We start from the raw sequence: 23,242 nt of genomic DNA, 5'->3' as shown, positions 1-23,242 counted from the left end.
GTTAAATGAGCTAGCGTATTCCTCTCTGTACTTGTGAATTTCCTCTAAAATTTCGTTTTTATACATAGATTATTCTTCTGTAAAATCGTATCCCATTAACTCATAGGGTGTACAGATGACTGGTAATTCATATCCAAGTTCAGAGCTAATTTGTGATAGCTTTCTCTGGATTTGGGCGTTTGCCATATGTTTACAGTTCCATGTTAACAGGTAGTCTAAACCGTAAACTGTTGCTAATGACATATCAAAGCATCATTAGAGGCTTTTGGTGGTAGGTTGCTTTGTTGCAAAAACTCTTGTGCAAGCTCTATCGCTTCTTCTGTGAGATCGAGAAACGTTAAGGACTCTAACAAATTCAGCCTTTGATCCGCGATCGCTGCATCTCCCCTAGCCGCTTCATCTTCTACAATCTCAGAAGCATAAAGGACAAAAGAACCGCGACGAATATTCCACCAATCTTGTGTGATTTTCATGTTTGCTGCCTGAATCAAGTTATCTGTCGATCTGGCAGTCAAGTATCCCAAAATACTAGTTTCAATATAGACGGTTTCGCTCACAGAAATCTCTAGAATTTATTGATCCCTCATCCTACAGCGTTTAATTCTCCTTCTGAGGGTCTTGGATTTTCTTCTGTCAACCCAATCTATAAGATCAGCGATCGCTCAGTTGCAAAACTACCATAACCTTATAATAAAGAGGGGATTTACCAGCTTGGCTACAGGAAACTAGACTAGCAGCAGTTGCAGTGGCGATCGCAGCTGTGTTAAAAACCTCTCGCCGTTTCATAATTGTTTGTGATTTAAATTGCGAAAAATTTAGGCTGATAGAGAATATTTATCAGGTTTTTAGCAATTTTTTAGCTTTGGGTACTAAATTAAACACGATAGGGACGCATAACTATGCGTCCCTATCTTGTAATCTAGTTTTAGATGGTGAAACTTTAGGTTGTTATTACCACCAATGTTGGGGTATTTTCAAGTTTTCCGGTAAGATTGTTGTGCGATCGCCAATTGCTTGTTCAATCTGCTGTGATTCTACATTTTCCGAGCCGCTCAAGTTGGCTCCACAGAGGTTAGCTTCTTGAAAATTAGCTTCTTGGAGGTTAGCTGTACTAAGTAATGCACTTTCTAGATTAGCGCCAGCAAGTTTTGCCCCTTGCAAGTTACTGCCAATCATGTTTGTATCTTGGAGATTGCTACCCTCAAAGTTAACTTCTTCTAAGTTGGCATCACAAAGGATTGCTCCTTCCAAGTTGGCATCACAAAGAACTGCTCCTTCCAAGTTGGCATCACAAAGAACTGCCCCTTCCAAGTTGGCATCGTAAAGGATGGCTTGAGAAAGGTTCGCTTTTCTAAGAACTGCGCCTTGGAGATTGGCTTCTGGGAGGATTGCTTTTTGCAGGTTGGCTTCATAAAAGATTGAGCCACAAAGACAGGTAACAGATAAGTCTGCTTCAGAAAGGTTTACTTTGGTAAAATTGACCCATTGCAAGTTAGCTCCGACAAAAATTGCTCTAGAGAGGTTAGCATCTGTTAAGTCTGCATTGCTAAGGTCTGTATTGCGTAAATCAAGTTTCTGATTGACTGGATCTTTAGATGAATCGCGTCTGCCAATGACAGTTAAGGCTGTTTGAATATCTGTAGGAAGTTTTGATGATTGTAGTGACTCATCCTCATATTCCCTATTTACTGGGGCATTCTCGCGGATAAAAGCAGCGAGGATTTCCATAATTGTCCAATGATCTTTCGAGGAATCTTTGGCAATTCGTTCTAAAGCATAAATTGCCGCAAATCGCGTTTCAATCTTTTCATTTCCCAGTTGTTCAATCGCTTTAGAAAAACGTTCAGAAACAATTTCTTGGGGAGTTAGTTGTGTCTGATTGATACAATTTACAATATTGTTATCCCAAGCTACTGTTCCAGTTAGTAGTTGCGTTAACAAGCTGTGATTCTCATCTAGAGAGAGTTTAGAGGTATAGTAAGCATTAAGAATTAATGCCAATCCCCCAATAATTATGGCAATTGTTGTTAATGCTTGAGAGATGTATTCAATTTTTTCTTGATTTGAAAATCCTTGAATACTTTCAAAAAATAATATAATTAGAGTGAATGATAAAATAAATATAACCGAGACAAATGCCAACAAAGTCGTGAGTCCATTGGTCTTTATGAAAGACATGTCATAAGTCTTCATATCCGACTCCTTACGGAAATAAATTTAGGTTGATTCTAAGAGTATCCGTAAAGTTATGATAGAGTACAAACACGGATAAAATTGGCGAACTATTAAATCCACTATATAAAAATTATCTATATAACAATCCCGAATCATTTGTGAGGAACAAGACCCTTGACTTTCTAGAGAAGCCAAGGAGGTGATTATTTACGAATGATTAGATATCTGATGAAATTAAATATGCTGTATCCAGAAACCTTGTAGAGACTTAGTACTGCTACATCTCTACACTCTTTTTCACTCAGATTTATTTGATAAAATTTTCAGGTATTTAGCCCACGATCCAGACAGGGAATGAAAAGTAGTGTAATTCAATTACTTGAAAAATACTGTCAATAGGGTGATATAAATTTTTGACAAGAGAATAAACTTTTTATATCAACACGCTGTTGGGGCACGACATTTTTCTGTGTTACCCGGAGTATTCCAGACAATTAAAAAGACCATATTACTTGTGAAGAATAGTTTAAAATCTGTAACCTGAAGCCAGTTCAATTACTCAGATCGATCGCCAACCCTAACTAGATTGGACTAAGTTAGAAATCGCCACGAGCAATTCCTCTGGTGCTACAGGCTTAACGATGTGCTGTTGAAATCCTGCTCTTAGTGCGTACTGCTGATTGATTTCGCCTGCATAAGCAGTCAGAGCGATCGCAGGTATCTTTTTTCCCCCAACTTTTGCTTCTAGAGTTCGCACCTGTTGCATCAGCATATAGCCGTTCATCTCTGGCATTCCAATATCGCTGAGTAAGATATCTGGCTTTGACTGGGTTAGCGCTTGTAATGCTTCATCTCCTGATGCTACTGCGGTGACGATCGCGCCAAACTGTTCCAGTACAAAACTAAAAAAGTCGCGGGTATCATCATTGTCATCCACAACCAGCACTTGTAAACCCATCAGGGGAGAGTAAGGAAAAGCGGTAGTTGAGGAATCAGTATTTGTGTCATCTTCGCTCGTCGTACTGTCTTCGATCAGTGGCAACCTAACTGTGAAAATCGCTCCTTTGTCCTCACCAGGACTTTTTGCCCCAATCGTTCCGCCGTGCATCTCGATCAAATGACGAGCGATCGCTAAACCTAACCCTAATCCACCAAACCTTCTAGTTGTTGTACTGTCACCCTGACGGAAATAATCAAACATATAAGGTAGAAAATCAGGATCAATGCCTTTACCTGTATCGCTGACGGTAATCTGCGCTTGAGCGTCGATGCGCTCCAATCGCACATTTATTTTTCCCTTAGTCTCAGTAAACTTGACAGCATTCGATAAAAGATTCCAGAAAACTTGCTGTAAGCGGGCTGGATCGCCCAAAACTTTCCCCACATTTGGATCGAGCATCGTCTCAATCTCAATATTTTTAGCCTCTACTGCTAAATGCACTGTTTCCATTGCGGCTTCAATGGTGGATACCAGATCGACTGGGATCGTGTTGAGGCTGAGTTTGCCTTGGAGGATGCGAGAAACATCTAGTAAGTCTTCAATTAGTTGAGCTTGTAATTTGGCATTGCGCTCAATAGTTTTCAGTGCTTTGTTGAGTCCTGCCTCATCAAATTTCCGGCTCTGCAATAGTTTTGCCCAACCGAGAATCGGATTCAAGGGCGATCGCAATTCATGAGAAAGTACCGCCAAAAACTCATCTTTGATTCGGTTAGCAGCCTCAGCTTCCGCCCTAGCTCTTTGCTCAAGTTGCAAAAGGCGATCGCGTTCTGATTCGCTGCGTTTGCGATCGGTGATATCAGTTAGCATGGCGATCGCACCCAAGCACTCACCTTTTTCGTTCAAAATCGCTCTGGCAGAAATCAGTGTCCAGATGTACGAACCATCTTGGCAACGCAATCGCCCTTCTTTGAGATCGCTCCCTTCTCCTTTGAACCACTCCAGTTTTGCTTCATCGGCGATATCATCAGCCAGATCCATAAAATCAAATATAGAACGACCGAGTATTTCTGCTGCCGGATAACCCAACATCTGAGATATCCGCTGATTCACAAACTCTGTTCGGGTTTGGGAGTCAATCATCCAGATTCCCTCATAAGAGGTATCAACAATTCGGCGATACTTGGCTTCACTCTTTTGTAAAGACTCCTCTGCTTGCTTGCGCTTACGCCGCTCCTTAGCTTCCCGCAATGCGCGTTGCACCGAGGGAACTAACCGCCCTAGTCGTTGCTTTAATACATAATCGGTTGCACCGTTCTTCAAAGCTTCGATCGCTAATTCTTCACCCAGCACGGCAGAGACAAAGATAAAAGGAATCTCAGGACAAAGATTCCGGGCAATTTCCAAGGCAGAAATTCCATCAAAAGATGGCAAAGCATAATCGGCAAGAATTAAATCGAAAGTTTCTGTTTCCAAGGCAGCTAGGAAATCAGCACCGGTTTCGACTCGGATCAGTTCGCAATTAATTCCCCCTTCGGTTAATATCATTTGAGCAAGCTCTGCATCTAACAGGCTGTCTTCCAAAAGGAGAAAACGGAGAACATTCATCAGTTGCTCTCCTTTTGAAGATGAGGAGCCGGAGGTAAAGCCCCAACTGGAGGCTGATTGATCACTGCCCAAAACAAGCCAACACCTTTAATAGAATCGGCAAAATCACGGTAATCTACTGGTTTGACAATATAAGCATTCACCCCTAACTCATAGCAGCGAACTAGGTCAGGCTCCTCGCGAGAAGAAGTCAGTACCACCACTGGAATTACTCGCATTACTGGGTCAGATTTGAGTTGCGCCAGCACTTCTAGTCCATCAACTTTAGGCAGTTTCAAATCGAGCAACACCACAACAGGATACCCTTCCATTCGCAACCGGAACAACCCCCGGCGATAAAGATAATCTAGTGCTTCTTCGCCATCACGTACCACCACTACTTCATTGGCGAGATGGTTTTCTGACAAGGCGGCTAGGATTAACTCGGCATCGTTGGCACTGTCTTCAATTAGCAAAATTCGCTTCAGTTCTTTCATTCACTCTCCTTGTTGGACAATTTAGGCAGCGAGAAATAAAAAGTGGCGCCACTGTCAACTACAGCCTCTGCCCAAACTCGACCATTATGCCGATGAATAATGCGTTGCACGTTTGCCAATCCAACACCAGTGCCTTCAAATTGTGGGTCGCTATGCAGGCGTTGAAATACTCCGAATAGCTTGTGGACATATTGCATATTAAAGCCTACGCCGTTATCTTGTACAAAAAAGATAACTTCGTTTTCGTTGTCAATACTGCCAACAGTAATTTCTGCTGGGTTTCGAGTCTGGCTATATTTTACGGCATTGCCTATCAAGTTGCGAAGCACCAGTCGCAGCATGGAGGGATCGCCCTGCGCTTCTGGTAATGGGTCTATGTGCCAATGGATTGTCCGCCCTGAAGTTTCTGCAATTAAATCGCGTTTTACCTCATGTACCAATTCCTCCATATTCAAGTTGATGTAGCGCATTTCGGTGCGCCCCATCCGAGAAAATGTCAGCAATTCATCGATCAGTATCCCTGCCTGTTTGGCAGTGTCGGCAATTATTTTCAAATAGCGCTGACTTGTTTGATCTAGGCTTGTTGAGCTATGGCGCTTCTGAAGCAATTCGACAAATCCGGCGATGTGGCGCAGTGGTGCCCGCAAGTCGTGAGAAACTGAGTAAGAGAAGGATTCGAGTTCTTTATTAGAGGCTTCGAGTTGGGCAGTGCGCTCTTGAATTCGCTGCTCTAGCATTTCGTTGAGTTGTTGCAGGGAGGCTTCGGCAACTTTGCGATCGTGAATGTCGCTGGCGATGCCCACCCATTTGATAATCTGTCCGCTTGGATCTCGAAATGGTAAACCCCGGACAATATGCCAACGATAGCTACCATCAGAAACTTGACGAAAGCGAATTTCTATTTCGTAGCTGGTGGCGTTAGCAACAGCCTGCATCGAACTTTTAAAGACGCGATCGCGGTCATCGGCGTGAATGGCATAAATCCAGCCATAGCCTGTAGTCTGCTCCATTGTCAGTCCGGTGAAATCCAACCAGTGTTGATTGCAATAGGTAATACCACCATCGCGATCGCCCATCCAAATGGCCTGCGGTGACACCTCCGTTAAAATTCGGTATCGCTCCTCGCTGTCACGTAGCGCTTTTTCTGCTAACTTGCGATCGTGGATATCAACACAAGAGCCGATATAGCCGAGAAATTCTCCTGTTGGTGTCAAGCGTGGCACACCAGTATCCAAAAGCCAACGGTATTCGCCATCAAAGCGTCTGAGGCGATATTCCATTGTAAATTTTTGTCGGGCATCAAAGGCATTGATGTATGTATCTAAGCAACGCTGAAAATCATCGGGATGTACACCTTCAGCCCACCCATTGCCCATCTCTTGCTCCAGAGTCCGCCCGGTAAAATCTAGCCAGAATTTATTAAAGTAGTTACAAAGTGTGTCAGTGCCGGACATCCACACCAGTATGGGAGTGGTGTCTGCCATCTGACGAAAGCGCAATTCACTTTCGCGTAACGCTGCTTCTGCTTGGTTGCGATCGCGTAGCGCAGCTTGCCGTTCGCTAATGTCAGCGATCAATGCTACATACCCTTCAACGATTCCCTGTTGATTAAACTGGGGAACAAAAATAGCATTAATGTAGCGTGTGCCACCATCTTTATAAGGCATTTGACTTTCAAATGTTACCTGCTCTCCTGCGAGTACCTGTTCTACATAGTGACGAACTCCTTGATATGCAGGTTCGCCCACAACTTCCCAAAGATGCTTTCCATAGATATCTGCCGCCGGATGTCCAAACCACTCTTCATATACTCGATTGTTGAAGCGGTAGCGTTGTTGTGAATCTACAAAGGAAATCAGAACTGGCAGTGTATCTGTAATTAAACGAAGTTCTGTTTCTCGTTGCCGCAGTGCTTCTTCTATGAGCTTACGGTTGGTGATATCGCGCCAGCAATCTATTGCACCAATAATCTCACCTTGGGAATCTCGAATTGGTACGACATTGGCGATCGCTGTAATTGTAGTACCATCTGGACGTTCAATGATACATTCTTCATCGCGGATCGTTTCACCATAGCGCGTTGCACGATATAAAGGTAGTTGCTCTAAGGTGAGGGGCGTTACACCATCAGCCAAGAACAGACTGTAAAGCTGAACATAAGATTCAGAAGACATACCAACGAGAGATTCATTCGGTCTGCCCAAAAGTTTTTGCGCGAGTTTGCTGTTAGCGATAATTGGGAAATCAGGGGGGCCACCAGCGATCGTAATTCCCTCTGGGACGTGTTCTAGAAGCATTTGCAAAATGCTCTGGGCTTCTTCTGCTTGGCGGGAGCGATGCTGGGCTTCTGCTTGGGCTTGTTTGCGTTCGCTTAAGTCAAGTACAAAACCAATGATTGTCCGATCTCCCTGTTTAGCAAAACCAACTAGAACGGGAACTAGAGAGCCGTCTTTGCGGATGTATTCCTGCTCAAAGGGCTTACAACTCCCAGTTATTGTTAGTTCTTGAATCGCTTGCTCGCTTACCTCAATATATTGGAGTGGAACGATCTCGCCCCAGCGGATACGACCAGAGCGCAAATCCTCATGGGTATAATTGAGCATTTTGAGAAAGGCATCATTGGCTTCAACGATTAAGCCGTTCAGATTAGCCACAATCATCCCAATAATATTGGACTCGGTTAAGCGACTAAACCGAGCTTCACTTTCGTATAGTGACTTCAGGCTTGCCTCTACTTGCCGTTGGGCTGCGCGGCGTGATTCGTTAAGCCAGCTGATTAATCCTGCTGTCAGGATGAACACTACCAAGGGAACTAGAATATTCAGATTTGTAATGTTCTGCGCATCGAGTGGCTTAAAAAAGAAGTAATTGACTGCAAAAGTAGACAAAAGGGTAGCAAGTAACCCTGGCCCCAAGCCACCGTACCAGGCACTCACCATCACCGCAGCAAAAAATAGTGCCGCAGGTGTTGGCATGAGATATGGATGGAGTAGCAGAGTTGCCAATAGTGCTAAGGCAACGGATAGGGAAGCAACACCATAATGCAGCAGTTTCTCCCGAATGAATGCGCCCTTGTCTTTACCGCCAGCAAAGATTGTTTGAGATTCAGATGCCCTTGCCTTACGACTCATAACCCTACTCTGCTTCTGGAAAATACTGAGTTAGCAGTCTTTTGCCAGGTTCACCCATCTTCCGTAACATTTCTTCTATTAGTTTTAGCGCTATCAGTGAAGGGACTGTATGCCCATTCTCCCAACGGTTGACTGTTTTGAAAGAAACTCCGACTTTAGCAGCAAACTGTTTCTGAGAAAGATTGAGCTGCTGACGAAGTTCCCGAATTAAATCTAAAATTTCCAGCCGCTTTGTTAGAGACATCTCTGTGTTTTATCCCCATAGGATAATTAGCGTAGGACAGATGTCTTATTTATTGTCTCTTACTCAAGGAATATTTTCTCTGTTTTTGTCTCTAACTGAACCGTTTGAGTTCAAAGGTTCAACGGTGAAGCTCAGAGGTTCGGCGATGAAGCTCAAAGGTTCGGCGATGAAGCTCAAAGGTTCAACGATGAAGCTCAAAGGTTCAACGATGAAGCTCAAAGGTTCGGCGATGAAGCTAAAAGGGTCGGCGATGAAGCTTAAAGGTTCAACGATGAAGCTCAAAGGCTCAACGATGAAGCTCAAAGGCTCAACGATGAAGCTTAAAGGTTCAGCGATGAAGCTCAAAGGTTCAAGTTTCAGTATCTAAGGGTGAGAGGATGAATGAACAAGTATTTTTCATCACATCAAAGCCTCGGAAACCTAACCCCCCTAGCCCCTCTTCCCTACTCTACGGTGTACACACAAGTCGAATTACCCCCCTCAATCCCCCCGATGCATTGGGGGGAAGCCGGAAATCTAATTCCCTCCCCTTTGCAAGGGGAGGGTTAGGGTGGGGTATAACCCTGGTTAATCAGCTATTTCAGACTTGTGTGTACACCGTAGCTTCCCTACTAAGGAATGGGGGTTTCAAAGCCTCTCTTTGCTTGCCTAATGGCAGGTTGACGCCAACGGGGAGAGGAATGGAAGTGGGGTTTATAATATACTTTACGACTTTTCAAACATCCTCTGAAACTTGAGCTTTCCAATGTTCGGGTAGTTGAAGATTTTTCGGTGATTTTTACGGAGAATTTTGGTAAAAACTATGGCACTAAGTGAAAACGGTAGAATACGCCCAAATAACTAATGATGCTGCGATCGCTTAACTCGATTGCCGCCAATGTGTAGGTGCTTCGATATAATCAGGTAGGCGAGTGGTGCGATCGCCAAGTGCCTCTCTAATCTGATGCAACTCTAAATTTTTTGCTCCTGTCAAAATTGTCCCTTCCAATTTGACATCATTGAGATTAGCTTGTGAAAAGTTAGCTCCCATGAGGTTTGCCTGAGTCAGGTTAGCTTGATAAAAGGTTGCCCTATACAGGTTTGCTCCAATCAGATTAGCCTGATACAGGTCAGCTTCCGTTAAGCTAGCTTCTGAGAGGTTGGCAAAATAGACTTCTGTTTGGTGGAGTTTGGCTGCATTCAAATTAGCCCCAGAAAGGTTAGCTCCATTCAGATTTGCCCCACAAAGATTAGCACCAATCAAACCCGTTTGCTGCAAGTTGGCTTTACCCAATTTTGCTCCTTGTAAATTAGCTAAAAACAACTTTGCTCCAGAGAGATTAGCAGCTTTTAAGGTCGCTTGTTGCAAATTAGCTTTATAAAGGTTCGCCCCTTGTAAATTAGCTGCACGCAGACTTGCACCAGAGAGGTTGGCTGAACGCAGGTTAGCTCCAGAGAGGTTAGTACGATTCAGGTTAGCCCAACAAAGGTTGGCTCCATATAAACTAGCTTTTATTAATTTTGTTTCATAGAGAATCGACCTAATGAGTTTAGCGCCGCTAAGGTCACATCCACTCAAGTCAGCCCCACGCAGGTCAGCCCCACTCAAGTCAGCCCCACGCAGGTCAGCTTGTTGCAGGTTGGTTTTTAGTAGGTCTGCTTGTCTAATATCGGTGTTACGTAAATCAAGTTTTTGATCTTTTGGGTCTTCGAGTAAATTACGCCTGCCAATAACAGTTAGAGCTGCTTGAATATCGGTGCGTATTTTGGGAAATTCTTCATGGAGATTTTGCTCTAACTGCGGTGTCGGACGCGACCCACCTCTACGCCGACTTGAGTAAATTGCTCCTTGATATTCCGGCTTTTGTTGCTCGCCTTTTAGGTGCTGGATGGATGCATTCTCTCGCACAAAGGCAGTGAGAATTTCCATAATTGTCCAGTGTTCTTGAGGAAAATCCTGAGCAACCCTTTCTAAAGCATAAATTGCACCTGTCCGAGTTTCAACTTTTTCATGGCCAAGCTGGGCAATTGCGCCCATAAAGCGCTCTGCAATCAATCTGTCTTGATTGAGTTTGGCATTTTGCAAGCCAATTTCTAAGTTTTTCTCAGATGCGATCGCACTCTTGTGCATCGCTTGGGCACGTCTTGCTGCATAATAAGTATTAAACATTGCTGTCGATGCCAGAAAAACTATTGCAGTAGTTGTTAAAGCTTGGTTTCTAAACTGGATTTTTTCTTGAATTGACAATTCTTTAATATTGGACAAGGCAAAGAAAATTACAGTCAACGAACAGCCAAATATAGCTGTTAAAGTTATCAACCAATTCAAAAGAGCGTCTGTCTTTTTAGAAGACATGGTAAAAATTTTCCTTACAACCTAGAATTATTACTTAGATGTTGAGGAAAAATAGTATAGCATTTAGCAGAAATTTATAATAGGTGTCAAAACACTTATTGAACTAGGGAATTATATCTAATATAATTTTACGTCACACATCAAGAAACGCTTGCGCTACAAAAATTACGAATTACGCTGAAAATAGAGAATGAGGAGAGAGGCAATTAATCACGGCTCTACTAAAGAGTAGGGAAAAATTTTTCATTTACTTGCATTCTTCCCCTTAATCCCCTCTTTAATAAGGGTAGGGAAGACAAAGCGTGGTTTTGCTGGGGTGGAGTTTTTAGCGTTTAATAAGCAATCAAGCGGATATGATATTACTCAGAAAATTTGGTTTCTCTGAGGTTTGCTTCATCAAGTATGGTGTCATAAAGAATTGCTCCATGCAAGCTAGCTAGATATAAACTGGCACGATGCAGGTTAGCTTTAGAAAGATTAGCTTTCTCTAGATTAGCTGCACTGAGGATTGCTCCTTCTAAGTTCGCTAGATATAAATTAGCTCCTTCTAGATTAGCTGCACTAAGTATTGCCCCCGCTAGATTTGCTTCTCTAAGATTAGCCCCAGCTAGATTAGCTTGATAGAGATTTATCTGTTGGAGATTCGCCCCTTTCAAGTTTGCTCCTCTGATATCCGTGAAGCTCAAATCAAGTTGCTCATTTACTGGGTCTTTGTTTGCATCTCTTCTGGCGATAACAGTCAGCGCGGCTTGAATATCTAAACGAATTTTTGTTGACACGTGGCTCGTTACTTCCTCTTGGGGTATATAAGGAGCATTTTTTCGTACAAAACTAGTAAGAATATCTACGATCGTCCAATGGTACTGGGGATAGGTATAAGCAATTTGTTCTAAATCATTGATTACAGCTAGACTGATTTCTAGAGTGTTATTTTCTAGCTGTTGGCTTGCTATTCTGAAGCGTCGTTTTAGCGACTGATGCTGATTTTGTTTAACTTGTTTCTCGAAAACAGGTATCCGCAGGAATATTTGGGATAACTGGATGTGACTTTTTGATAAAATTTTTTTCATGGCATGAAAGGCATTAATAATTAATGGAAATAAATTTCAATTTTTAATTTTGTTGAATAAATTATTTACGTCTGCTATTGTTTCATACATAGTTAATACTGAAATTTATTTATGGAAGCAACAAAATGGAAAATATAACTTCTTCCTTAAGTAGACATTCCCAATAATCAGTTGTATTCACTAGTCTTTAGTCTTCACGGACAATTAACTCTCGTCATGATAATTTTGATTTATTTATAATCATTGATTAACTAAAAATGACTATTAAACCTCAGCAAAATATACAATCAATAGTTAAAAATCTGGTGTTAATTGGTGGCGGTCACAGCCATGCTATTGTTATAAAAATGTTCCGTATCAAACCGTTAACAGGAGTACGTTTGATACTGATTACCACAGCATCAGAGACAGCCTACTCTGGGATGTTACCAGGACATATTGCCGGATTTTACAGCCACAATGAATGCCATATTGACTTGCAACCCTTGGCGAACTTTGCTCAAGTACAATTGTATATTGACACAGTAGTTGCCCTTGACTTAAAAAACAACAAAGTTCTTTGTGATAACGGACTTGCGGTAGATTTTGATGTGCTGTCTATTGATATTGGCAGCACTCCAGCCATACTGTCTGTATCAGGTGCGGCAGAATATGCGATCGCAGCTAAACCAGTATCGCAGTTATTAGAGCATTGGTATGAACTAATTGAAGCTGTAGGTAAAAATCCTCAAGAACCAATTAGCATTGCGATCGTAGGTGGTGGCGCTGGCGGTGTAGAATTAGCGCTATCGATGCAATCTCGTTTACATCGGATTTTGCACGAAACTAAACAACCTATTCAAAACCTAGAAATTCATTTATTCCAACGCGGACAAGAACTGATGCCCAATTATCATCAATCAGTACGGCATCAACTTCAGCAAATTTTAACTGACCGAGGGATTAAGTTACATCTGAGAGAATTTGTGTGTAAAATTGCACCTAAAACCCAGAATGAAGCTAAAGAAGTATTTGAAATTAAATGTGAATCTGGTTTGACAGTAGAGTTCAATAAGATTTTTTGGGTAACACAAGCATCAGCACCCGAATGGTTAAAAAATGCTGGACTAGCAACTGATGAGCAAGGTTTTATTTTGGTAGAAGACACGTTGCAATCTCAAACGCACCCGCAGGTATTTGCTGCTGGTGACATTGCCACAATGGTAAATCATCAGCGTCCGAAAGCTGGGGTATTTGCTGTTAGACAAGGTAAACCTTTGTTTGAGAATTTGCAGCGAATTTTATTAGGCAAGCCACTCAAACCTTATAAGCCACAGAAACAATATTTAAGTTTAATTGGTACAGGGGACAAACGAGCGATCGCTACCAAAGGCATCTTTACTTTACCACCTCACAAACTCTTGTGGCATTACAAAGATTGGATTGACCGCCGTTTTATGGAACGCTTTCGCTTTGAAGAAACAAAGGAGTAGAAAGTGGGTAAGAAGCAGGAGGCTGGAGGGAGAATAAAATTACCTCTTTCCCCTCTGCCTCTTTCTAATGACTAATGATATCATGTCCGCCAAATTACCCATAATAAAAGAACCCCACCCCCAACCCCTCCCCGCTCTTCGGGCTACGGTGTATACACAAGTCAAATTACCCCCCTTAATCCCCCCTTATCAAGGGGGGAAACAGGAAATTTAGTTCCCTCCCCAATACATACGGGGAGGGTTAGGGTGGGGTAAAACTGACACAAAGAACCAGGTGAATAAACTATTTCAGACTTGTGTATACACCGTAGGCTCTTCGGGAGGGGAGACAAAGCATAGCTTTGGCGGGGTGGGGTTCTTCGGATTTAATAAGTAATCAAGCGAACATGATATGACAAATGACAAATGACAAATCCCCTCATCTAAGCTGTTCAATTAGCTCAATAATTTGTTGGTAATACTGAATATTCCCTTCTTGGTAATATAAGTCTGCGGATTTCTGAAAATCTTTAATTGCTCCCTGAGAGTCTCCCAAATTCCGGTAGACATCTGCTCGAAGGATGTAAGCTGAAGCCCAATTAGGTTGACGCTGTAAGGCTTGGTTTAAGTCTGCAAGCGCTCCTGGTAAGTCTCCCAACAGAGAACGGCTACGACCTCGATTGTACCAGTCTTCGGCAAAACTGGGGTCGATCGCGATCGCTCGACTGTAATCTTCTATTGCCCCTTGATAATCTTCTAGGGCATAGCGAGCATTAGCGCGATCGCTATAAAATGCAGCAGATTGGGGATTTATTTGCAAAGCTTGGGTGTAATCTGCGATCGCACTTTCATAAGCTTCTAAAGCATAATGAGTGGAACCTCGGTTGTAATATGCTTCAATTAAATCAGGATTAATTTTTAATGCTTGGTTATAATCTGCGATCGCTCCTTGTTCATCTCCTAAAAGACGACGAGCATTTCCTCGATTGCAATACGCTTGAGAAAAATCAGGAACAAGCTCTATGGCTTGAGTGTTATCATCAATTGCTCCCTGTAAATCTTGCAGGGCTTCACGAGCAATACTCCGACCATAATAAGCTGCGGCTAAGTTATCATTAATTTGCAATGCTCGATCGTAATCTTTAATTGCGCCTTTATAATCTCCTATAGAACGACGAGCCGCCGCGCGATCGCAATATCCTTCTGCTAAATTAGGATTGAGTTGTAATAGGCGATTACTATCTTCAATTGCACCTTGATAATCTCCCAATCGCCGACGAGCATTAGCGCGAAAGCCATATACTAAAGCTAGAGTCGGATTTTCTTGTAATGCTTGGTCATAATCTGCGATCGCACCCTGATAGTCTTCAAGAGTACTACGAACCAGACCTCGCTCACAATAAGCTTGCACATCATCAGGATTCAGCTTTAATGCTTGGTTAAAATCTTCAATTGCTTCATGATAGTTTTTGAGGTGAGCAAGCACCAAACCCCGATTATAGTACGCTCCGGCAAAGTTGGGATTGATTTTTAGGGCGCGGTTGTAATCTGCGATCGCACTTTGATAATCTGCTAAAGCGTAGTGAGCATTACCTCGGTTATGATAAGCTTCCGCCAAATTAGGATCTAATTTTAATGCTTGATTATGGTCAGCGATCGCTTCTTGATAATTGCCTAAAATATGGTGGATGTTACCGCGATTGCTGTAAGCTGCGGCAAAATGGGGATGCCATTGTAAAGCTTGCTGAAAATCTGCAATTGCTCCTTGACGATCGCCACGTTCAAAACGAGTTACGCCGCGATTATGATAAGCGTTAGCAATATCAATATTGATATTATCAGCTAATTGGGTACTCATTTCGATTGTTTGGATATAATCTGCGATCGCTTTATCGTAGTTTTCCAAAGCAAAGTAGGCATTCCCCCGGCTGTGGTAAGATTGCGCTAGATTGGGATCGATTTGTAATGCGATGTTATGATCTGCGATTGCGCCTTGATAATCGGCTAAAAAGTAACGAGCATTAGCGCGGTTGTAATAGGCTATGGCAAAATTAGGATTAATTTCGATGGCGCGATTAAAGTTAGCGATCGCATTGCGATAATCTTTGAGTTGACCACTTAAAATCAGCCCTAGATTATGGTAAGCTTCGGCATAGTCAGGATTTAACTTGATTGCTTGGGTGTAAGCTGCGATCGCGGCTTGATAGTCTCCTTGCAAATTTTGGTTTAATCCTTGGTTAAAAAAATCTTCTGCATTCATATAACTTTTTTGGCTTTTGACATTCTCTAGCCTAAAACATTGGGATTGTTAACGATATGTTTTTAAAATTATTCCAACTACTATTGTGCCGGTTGCTAGCATTTTTTGTTTCAATCGCGCGAACGGGTTTCATTTATTTGAAAGTCTAATTAAAGCTTAAAAGTTATGAACAGCATAATTCACCCCATTAGGTTTCGAGTCATTGAGCGCAAAATCACACCCGAAAGGTCTTACTGGCATTTTAGAAAAGGTAAAACTTTTTACAACCCATTAAATTTACCAGATGGCGATATTGAATTCATGTTTGGCACAACTAAAAAGAAAGTTGTTGTTGAGTTATTTCGGATTAATGGCGGAAAAGTTGGCTACTATCTAGCAGACTTACGCCAAAAAAAATACTACTACTGCGGGCAAGATTGGGATAGTGTAAGAGTGCAGTTGCGCGAGCTTGGCATTGGCAGAGACGATCCAATGGAGTAGGCGATTACAAAAATCCTCTTGAAAAGTTCTTCAGGAGGGGTTTTAGTTAGTTCTATTTAGCTTTCAAGACATCAACTAATCGCCTATGGTCTTTATCTCGTTCCCAGTCTCCGACTGGGAATGCCGTCCTTGAGGCTCTGCCTCAAGACTCGCAGCAGAGCAGCATTTCCCGACTTTGCCTGGAAACAAGGTTTTAAAGGAGTTTCAGCTTAAGTTGACACTAATGGCAAGATGCCCACCCCACAATATTGGATAATTTCTTTTTTGGAGTTCCCTGATTACAAACCCTAAAATGCTTTTGCGATAAAACAATTGATAATTGCTATATCTGAGATAAAGACAGAGTAGATGTAGAAGATAATTTATCGTCTACCTTTTCAGAGTTGCTCTGCATAATTTCAAATTTGCAGTCTGAAGAATAATCAGGTAACTCATAACCAACACTCTTAACATGAGCCAACATCAACTCATCTCGTTTATGCCAAACAGCAAATATTTTCTCCCTACCATCATGTAGTGTTTCTAAATCAATTTGATAAACCTGATTCACTAGTTTTAGCTTCAAACCTAATAGATTTAGTAGTCGCCCAAGTATTTTTATGGCTGAAACTTTTTCTTTCTCGCCAACTAAATTAATACCAAGCGCTCTTTTAACATGCTTACTATGCTGAAAAGCAATATTTTTCAGCAATATCAAATCTGTATCGTTTTCATGAAATTCGCGTTTTTCTTCGAGAAACTGAAGCATCCCTAATGCTCTCATAGCTTCAATCTTGAGCGTATAAGTTTTTAAATCTGGAAGAAAAACTTTTCCTTCACCCCAAGACAATTGCTGATGCCATTCTTGCTCATCTCTAACGTGAAAATACTCGCTCTCGTGAGTTAAATAATAGTGAATTAACAGCTGACGATAATATCCTTGTTCATCCTGTAATTTCAGCCAAGGAGTAATTTCTACACCATATCTTTGTCTAAGAACATATTTATTAATTTGGTTGCGTTCTCCATCCGTTAGGGAATGCTTAACTAACATCTGCTCATATTCTACATAATCGATATCTTTAGCATTAGCGACAGCAGTAGCTACCGATAGTTGGTTTTGCTGCTTAATTTCTTTAATTTTACGTTTAATTTCTTTAGCTTTTTGGCGACTTTGTGCCCAATCTTTTTGAACTTTAACAATTTCTAAGATTAACCTTTTGCGGGTAGCTAAATCATCGGCATCGGTTGCTAAAAAGGCTAGGCGTAAATCTCGAATAATATTATTGTGAACTGCATTACTCCGCACCTGAATTTGATGCCCATCAGCAATCAAACCATCTTGCATCGATTGTCGATAGAGACGAATAGAAGCATTTACTCTTGCAGATAACTTCGCCCAAGTTCGCAAATGAATCGGGTCATAAACTAAGGGTAAATCCACATCTATTTTATGTAGGGGACTCAGCAAAGCTAAGTTTTCTTTTTGATTTTCTTGATACCAATCAGATAACAAACGGTAATTTGTACTCCCACTACCAATTAAACCAATACCTCGTTTAGCACACCAGACAACACGCGGTACATCATCCCGGACTCTTGCTAACGCTTGTCTTGCTTCTGAGTCAGGAATTACCCCTTGAAAAATGCCATAAACACGGTCGAAATGTTGGACATCAATACTAATTCCCGTACCAAGGCTAGGAGTAACAAAAACGCCGTCATATTCCGAGATTTTTTGATTAATCGCTGCGATAAAATCAACTGCTGCGTGACCAGGTGTATTTGTAGTGTGACTACTAACTACCAGAGTTTTAGGAAATTGTCGCCGTAATTTTTGTAACCTTTCTTTCAAATAACGTTCAATTGTTTCACAACTATAACGCCCAGCCCGACTATCAGTAGTAACATAACATTTACGTCCAGCAAGTAAATCCAATTCTAGTTGGTGAATTAGCGGTGTTGGATTCGGTGAATCATAAAAAGTTATGTCCCAACCTTGCTGAGGTTTCCACTGATTGAGAACTACCCAAGGTGTTAATTTAATTCCTGCCAATCCCTGTAAATATTCAAGTGAAACATCTGATAAATCAGCATCTTGAGCAATTACTAACCCCCCACTTGTTAAAACTGTTGCAATGAGTTGCTGGAATAACTTTAATATTTTTACCCGTTTATGCTTACAAGTATTACTATTTAACAGATGCCATAAAGATTGCTCTACTTCATCTAAAATTACTATTGCTCCCCGCCAATGTTCTGGGTTAAGTTTCCAAATCGAATCAACGCACAAGCCGATAGATTGCTGAGGGAATAGAGAGCGCAGTATGGGAGGAGCAGGGGTAAGTGTTTTATTAATCTTTTTCTCCCCATCTTCTTTATGTGTTCCCCATTGAATACCAATTTTTTCACACAAGAATCGTCCAAGTAGGATTCTGTGAGTAATTAACAAAACGGGTTGGTTTCGACTTTTTGCTTGTTGAACAACGCCTTGTAGTGCCGTAGTTTTCCCCGTTCCTTTCGCTGATTTGACTCCTACTAATCCAGAGGTGGGGAAAGGTATTTCATCTATATAAGGACGGTTGAAGGTAAGTGCCGCAGGAATACTTAACTCAGTGTGGGGTTTGGTTTGAGCAAGGTAAATTTCTAAATCAACACTTTGGCGATAAACTTTCTCGAAACTATTTGTACCCTTAGCAACAATAAACTCATCAACCCCTTTTTCTATTCCTGGAAGTTCGATGACTTTTACAGGACAATTTTTTTGCTGAAATAAACAGCCAAGTTGAGAAATAGCATTATTTACAGCAGCAATTGTTTTGGGTTGAGTTTCAAAATCAAAGCAAATGTAAAAGCTGCGCTTTGTAATCGCAAACACGGCTAAATCAGGAATTAGCTGACGACGGGTAACTTTACCAAATTCATCTTTCACAACCCGATAACCACTGGTAATTCCGGGAATGGCAATGGCTACATATCCTTGCGTCAACAATGTGGCTGCTTTCTTTACACCCTCGCAGATGATAAGGGGAATGTTCTGTTGCATCACCCATTGCCAAAAGCCTTCAGCCTCGCCATCAGGAGTAATGGTGATATTATCAGGCATGACCAGATTGTAACGCCCAGCGACTTGCTGCCACACTTGCAACGTTACCCGCAAACAAAACACTCGCGTTGGTGTGCTGGGAGGATGCTCGTACTTGATGGACTTGCCATTGTGATTTTGTCGGGGTTGGTTTGGCTTAAAGCATCCCCATTCCATCATTTGCCAATTATTCAGAGGGTCTAGTCCCGAACACCACCAACCACCTTCTGTAATGTGAGCGTAACGCTGCAACCAAGTACTTTTCACCATTCCGGTATTGGTGCGGGGGAGTAGCTCAGAAATCAACAGGTACTCATAAGCTGTTACACCTTGGAGCGACCTAAAATTCAGCTGCACTAAGTGTAAGTCTATACCACTACTCTTGACTAATTCTTCAAGGTGTTGAGGGTGTAAATAGTGCAGATGCATAGGGAAAGGCTCGAAAGTTAAGACAATGAGATTAAAACAGTAACATGCATCTGCTTTTTTTTAATACGCGAGATTGCGAGGCTTTTATGATGCTTTTTTTACTTTGTTACTGGAGATACATCGGTTAGAACTGTAGTGGGTTATTCTGCTTATTAGATCCCCGAAGTAATAATTTTGTATTGTGATATTTGTTCGCTTTTAATTTTTATTTATCAGTAAATTTCTGCGTTAAGGAATGCGATCGCCCTATAACATCGCTATAAGGTAATATCTTCATATACTTCAGCAAAAGCTTTACACTGAGCATCCACTCTATACCACGCCTGTAACCTCTCTGAATGAATACAAAACGCTTACTCTAGATAGTCCTTGAACTCTGCTCCAAAGGTTTGAGATAGTCTGAAATATTAATTTTTATTTGCGATCGCAGCTAATACAGATACCTCAACGTAAAACTTTTACTCCAGTAGCACGGTAACTTCTCAAGCTGATTGGAGGTAAAATAAACAACAACTTTTAAAATAAGTTCAATCTGCTTTATAAACCCTTTGCTTTTAGTTGCGAATGTTAGGAAATATGGCTTTGTACTTTTTCATTTTTCCGTGTGTTTGTTTCATCACTGGCTATTTTTTATTCAAAAATAGAAATAATGAAATCTCACATTTAGTGACTGTATTTGCAGCTATCAGCCTGATTTTGGGTTTAATGTTGGCTCCTTGGCAGATTTTACTTCTACTGTTAACTCTTATTCTTATCAGTACAAGCTACGAGTATTATACAAACAAAATAGTCAGCAGAGAAACACAATCTACACAACAGCCAGTTCCCAAATCGGAACCAGATTATCACTTAATCTACCGTGGAGCTTCCTATCGTCATGACCTCAACCCCAAATTAGATGGAGAAACCACACCATCAGTAACCCATAAGTTGAGCTTTCGGGGATGTATTTATGTTGTTGGCGCCGATCCTAATACGCAATCGACTGGAATCATTACACCACAAGCAACTCATAAGTTGAGCTTTCGAGGAAGCACCTATTCTATAAATAGAACTACGCACAGAGAAATTAAAGAGCAAAGTAGTTAGAAACTTGGTGCAAGTCTTTGAAAGTTTACATTTTATTGGCTCATATCTTTCAAATCCAAGAGGCGATACAATGGGCTATGACAATCTCTAACACTACACTACCGATGAGGTACTGGTGCTATTTATACCAAATTTTGCTATGGCACCTACAATTTAATGTCATTTATAGACTTTATGTTCAGCAATATGTGATACCAAAGGAGAGCCTAGCAGCGATCGCACATCCTCGACTATTGCCTACCGAACTCAATGCTGCTTGATTATGCGATCGCTATAAATCATCACCATTTTAAGAAATACCTCATACAGATACTTTGAAAAATGGTATTAATATATGGCTTTGTCAAGATTCCTAAACCGCAAATAATGTTAAAAAATAAGAAAATATTGTGGAAACTACTATTGAGAAAGTTTATTTTTTATATAAGTGAAGTGGAACTTCTTTAGTAAAAGACATATCTAGTTAGTTTGATTATTAACTATTCACTCCTTGGGGAGGCGGTTAGTCTCCAGAAATAGACAACATATTTTTAACCTGAAAAATTATGTGGAAATCAAAGTTAGTATTTAGATTGATACTGTCGGCTGCGGCGGTCGCCACTAGCATACAGCTAAGTTCAGCCAGTAACTATGCTATTACTCAAAGTAAATCTTCCAATCCGATTGTTGAATCTGGGCAACAAAATCAAGCTTTAGAAGATGGCAAAGTTGCTATGGCAGGAGTTGGCATAGGAGCGATCGCAGGCTTACTAGTTTCTGGTTTATGGTATCAGAAACGTCGTTACCGCAAAATCCAGTCACGTGCCAAAATAAACCGCTTTCGTGAAGAGTTTCTCTGCGGCTCTTTAGCAGATTATTACTTATCTAATTCTAAAGCAAATTCTTCACCTACAAATTCTCGGAAAACTTTACCAACACCCACTAAAGAAGAATTCCCTAATTCTGAGGAAATTTTCGTAACGCCAATTAAAGAAGAAATATCCGATCCCTCTACCTCTGAAAAAAATAATTTAGCAGCAGAATCTATGCCAACTGCACTATCTGACTGTTACTACAAGTTAATTGAGGAAATTGTTAATACTGACCTCAAAGGTCAAATCAGTTCTAAAGATTATATATATCGTCAATTAGTAGAAAATGTGAGCAGTGGTAATGATGAAATCTTTGAACGCTGTTTGAGCGATCGCTTGCATTCCACCCAATCTGAACTACATAAAGTAATAAATTCTCCTAGTTTATTCCAAAAAGAGACTCCTGAGTTAAAGAAAGCTCGTTTGAATCGTACCTTGAAGGCATTACAAAGTATTCAAGGGGAATGGGAAAAAATCCAAAAACAAACACTAAATTAAGCTTCAGTTAACCCAACTGTGCAATAAATTCTCACAGACTCAAAAGCAAGAAACTTTTCAGTCTTGTTACCAAATATAACTAGCATTTTTAGTAATGATATCGAGTTACTTTTCCCAAATCCAATTGAAGTTGATTACTGAACTAATCAAAACACTAAACAAAAAGACTAAGTAGTTTGCTAGCTCTACTCACATAACAATATCAGCAGTCAACTTCCAAGGCTGACTGCTGATATTGTTAAGCTCTGAAACTAAGCCCCTACAGCTTCCTTCGCGGCATACAACATCTCAGCGTTGATTTCTTTGAAACCGCGATCGCAGACACGTTTCTTGGTGCTGTAATAGTTTTATATTCTGTTAACTGAAGTTATTATTGAATAGCAAGTAAAACTTATAATTTGCATTTTACAAATAGTTGCGATTATTTCCAAGCTAGACCAAGACTTTCTTATACTTGCTATACATGCATATAATGGGATTATTGAACATCCGTAACTGGTGAAGAAAATGGCTAAAACATTAACAATACAGTTGTCAGATGAATTAGAAAGTAAATTAACTGTTCAGGCGGAAAAACTGAATCTATCTTTAGAAGATTTAATTCTGCAATCGTTATCTCAATCAGCTAAACAGGAAAATATCTCCGAATTCGATCCAATTTTACCTTTACTAGGTACATTGGAATTTGATAATTCTGATGTAGGAGAAAACCACGATAAATATCTCCAGCAAACTTTGCAGCAGGAGTTAAAAATTGACGAATAAAGTCTTTATCGATACATCGGGGTGGGCTAATTTATTTATTGCAACTGAGTCCTACCACGAACAAGCAAAGCAGTGGTTTCAACATAAACGTCAGCAAAATTAAGCAATGGTAACAACTAATTATGTTGTTATTGAACTGGTGGCTTTGCTGAATAGCCCTTTACGAGTCCCTCGTCCGCAGTTATTTAAATACCTAGAAGCTGTGAGAACTGCTCCTTATATCAACTTGATTTATATTGAACCAACAATAGATTCAGCAGCTTGGGAGCTACTCAAAACTAGAGAAGATAAAGCTTGGTCTTTGGTGGATAGCACTTCTTTTATATAGGACTTACGCAACTGTCACAAGCAATGGCGCAGCGTAGCTGCGCTCCCGCGC

Annotated in this window: 19 protein-coding genes; 8 read left to right on the top strand and 11 right to left on the bottom strand. The window is 41.0% G+C overall.

Annotated elements, in window-relative coordinates; translation table 11 throughout:
- Positions 1–233: 233 nt before the first annotated feature.
- The 7 genes from RMY64_RS32755 to RMY64_RS32725 form a co-directional block, all read right to left on the bottom strand.
- Positions 234–557: a hypothetical protein gene (locus RMY64_RS32755; protein WP_322702212.1), complete on the bottom strand. Its 324-nt coding sequence runs from the start codon at positions 555–557 to the stop codon at positions 234–236.
- 94 nt (positions 558–651) lie between these two features.
- Positions 652–786, bottom strand: a complete 135-nt coding sequence (locus RMY64_RS32750; protein ID WP_322687989.1) for a hypothetical protein — start codon at positions 784–786, stop codon at positions 652–654.
- A 165-nt stretch (positions 787–951) separates the two neighbouring features.
- Positions 952–2,178 (bottom strand): pentapeptide repeat-containing protein, encoded by a 1,227-nt coding sequence (locus RMY64_RS32745; protein ID WP_322702211.1) that lies wholly within the window; start codon positions 2,176–2,178, stop codon positions 952–954.
- Positions 2,179–2,752: 574 nt separating this feature from the next.
- Positions 2,753–4,720, bottom strand: coding sequence for a response regulator (locus RMY64_RS32740; protein ID WP_322702210.1), 1,968 nt, complete (start codon positions 4,718–4,720; stop codon positions 2,753–2,755).
- Positions 4,720–5,196 (bottom strand): response regulator, encoded by a 477-nt coding sequence (locus tag RMY64_RS32735; RefSeq protein ID WP_322685746.1) that lies wholly within the window; start codon positions 5,194–5,196, stop codon positions 4,720–4,722. Before RMY64_RS32735 ends, RMY64_RS32740 begins: the two co-directional genes overlap by 1 nt.
- Positions 5,193–8,327 (bottom strand): PAS domain S-box protein, encoded by a 3,135-nt coding sequence (locus RMY64_RS32730; RefSeq protein ID WP_322672702.1) that lies wholly within the window; start codon positions 8,325–8,327, stop codon positions 5,193–5,195. Before RMY64_RS32730 ends, RMY64_RS32735 begins: the two co-directional genes overlap by 4 nt.
- A gap of 4 nt (positions 8,328–8,331) precedes the next feature.
- Positions 8,332–8,571, bottom strand: coding sequence for a helix-turn-helix transcriptional regulator (locus RMY64_RS32725; protein WP_322672701.1), 240 nt, complete (start codon positions 8,569–8,571; stop codon positions 8,332–8,334).
- Between the two features lie 40 nt (positions 8,572–8,611).
- Between RMY64_RS32725 and RMY64_RS32720 the strand changes: the two genes are divergently transcribed.
- The gene (locus tag RMY64_RS32720; RefSeq protein WP_322672700.1) at positions 8,612–8,938 is read left to right on the top strand and encodes a hypothetical protein; all 327 of its coding nucleotides are present in this window, start codon (positions 8,612–8,614) and stop codon (positions 8,936–8,938) included.
- Positions 8,939–9,430: 492 nt separating this feature from the next.
- Here RMY64_RS32720 and RMY64_RS32715 read toward each other — a convergent pair whose 3' ends face one another.
- Both RMY64_RS32715 and RMY64_RS32710 read right to left on the bottom strand, forming a co-directional pair.
- Positions 9,431–10,906, bottom strand: a complete 1,476-nt coding sequence (locus tag RMY64_RS32715) for a pentapeptide repeat-containing protein (protein ID WP_322702209.1) — start codon at positions 10,904–10,906, stop codon at positions 9,431–9,433.
- Between the two features lie 359 nt (positions 10,907–11,265).
- The gene (locus tag RMY64_RS32710) at positions 11,266–11,976 is read right to left on the bottom strand and encodes a pentapeptide repeat-containing protein (protein ID WP_322672698.1); all 711 of its coding nucleotides are present in this window, start codon (positions 11,974–11,976) and stop codon (positions 11,266–11,268) included.
- Positions 11,977–12,233: 257 nt separating this feature from the next.
- Between RMY64_RS32710 and RMY64_RS32705 the strand changes: the two genes are divergently transcribed.
- Entirely contained in the window at positions 12,234–13,448 is a 1,215-nt protein-coding gene (locus RMY64_RS32705; RefSeq protein ID WP_322672697.1) for an FAD-dependent oxidoreductase, read from the top strand.
- A 418-nt stretch (positions 13,449–13,866) separates the two neighbouring features.
- On the opposite strand, the gene RMY64_RS32700 is transcribed toward RMY64_RS32705, so the two are convergent.
- Positions 13,867–15,687: a tetratricopeptide repeat protein gene (locus tag RMY64_RS32700; protein WP_322702208.1), complete on the bottom strand. Its 1,821-nt coding sequence runs from the start codon at positions 15,685–15,687 to the stop codon at positions 13,867–13,869.
- Positions 15,688–15,852: 165 nt separating this feature from the next.
- Between RMY64_RS32700 and RMY64_RS32695 the strand changes: the two genes are divergently transcribed.
- Complete coding sequence (locus RMY64_RS32695) at positions 15,853–16,167, top strand: hypothetical protein (RefSeq protein WP_322672695.1); 315 nt, start codon at positions 15,853–15,855, stop codon at positions 16,165–16,167.
- A gap of 322 nt (positions 16,168–16,489) precedes the next feature.
- On the opposite strand, the gene RMY64_RS32690 is transcribed toward RMY64_RS32695, so the two are convergent.
- Positions 16,490–19,660 (bottom strand): plasmid replication protein, CyRepA1 family, encoded by a 3,171-nt coding sequence (locus tag RMY64_RS32690; RefSeq protein ID WP_322702207.1) that lies wholly within the window; start codon positions 19,658–19,660, stop codon positions 16,490–16,492.
- 666 nt (positions 19,661–20,326) lie between these two features.
- Between RMY64_RS32690 and RMY64_RS32685 the strand changes: the two genes are divergently transcribed.
- The 5 genes from RMY64_RS32685 to RMY64_RS32665 all read left to right on the top strand — a co-directional run bounded on the left by RMY64_RS32685 (position 20,327) and on the right by RMY64_RS32665 (position 23,191).
- Positions 20,327–20,749 (top strand): hypothetical protein, encoded by a 423-nt coding sequence (locus RMY64_RS32685; RefSeq protein ID WP_322672693.1) that lies wholly within the window; start codon positions 20,327–20,329, stop codon positions 20,747–20,749.
- 77 nt (positions 20,750–20,826) lie between these two features.
- Complete coding sequence (locus tag RMY64_RS32680) at positions 20,827–21,009, top strand: hypothetical protein (RefSeq protein ID WP_322702206.1); 183 nt, start codon at positions 20,827–20,829, stop codon at positions 21,007–21,009.
- Between the two features lie 285 nt (positions 21,010–21,294).
- Positions 21,295–22,098, top strand: a complete 804-nt coding sequence (locus tag RMY64_RS32675; protein WP_322702205.1) for a hypothetical protein — start codon at positions 21,295–21,297, stop codon at positions 22,096–22,098.
- Positions 22,099–22,605: 507 nt separating this feature from the next.
- Positions 22,606–22,863 carry a hypothetical protein gene (locus RMY64_RS32670; protein WP_322702204.1) on the top strand — a complete coding sequence of 86 codons (258 nt, stop codon included), beginning with the start codon at positions 22,606–22,608 and terminating at the stop codon, positions 22,861–22,863.
- 106 nt (positions 22,864–22,969) lie between these two features.
- Positions 22,970–23,191: a hypothetical protein gene (locus RMY64_RS32665; protein WP_322702203.1), complete on the top strand. Its 222-nt coding sequence runs from the start codon at positions 22,970–22,972 to the stop codon at positions 23,189–23,191.
- Positions 23,192–23,242 lie beyond the last annotated feature (51 nt).

It is taken from the genome of Nostoc sp. DedQUE08, assembly GCF_034530895.1.
GTDB lineage: Bacteria > Cyanobacteriota > Cyanobacteriia > Cyanobacteriales > Nostocaceae > Nostoc.
The sequence above is the reverse complement of the archived record's forward strand: the minus strand, read 5'-3'. Positions and strand labels throughout refer to the sequence as shown.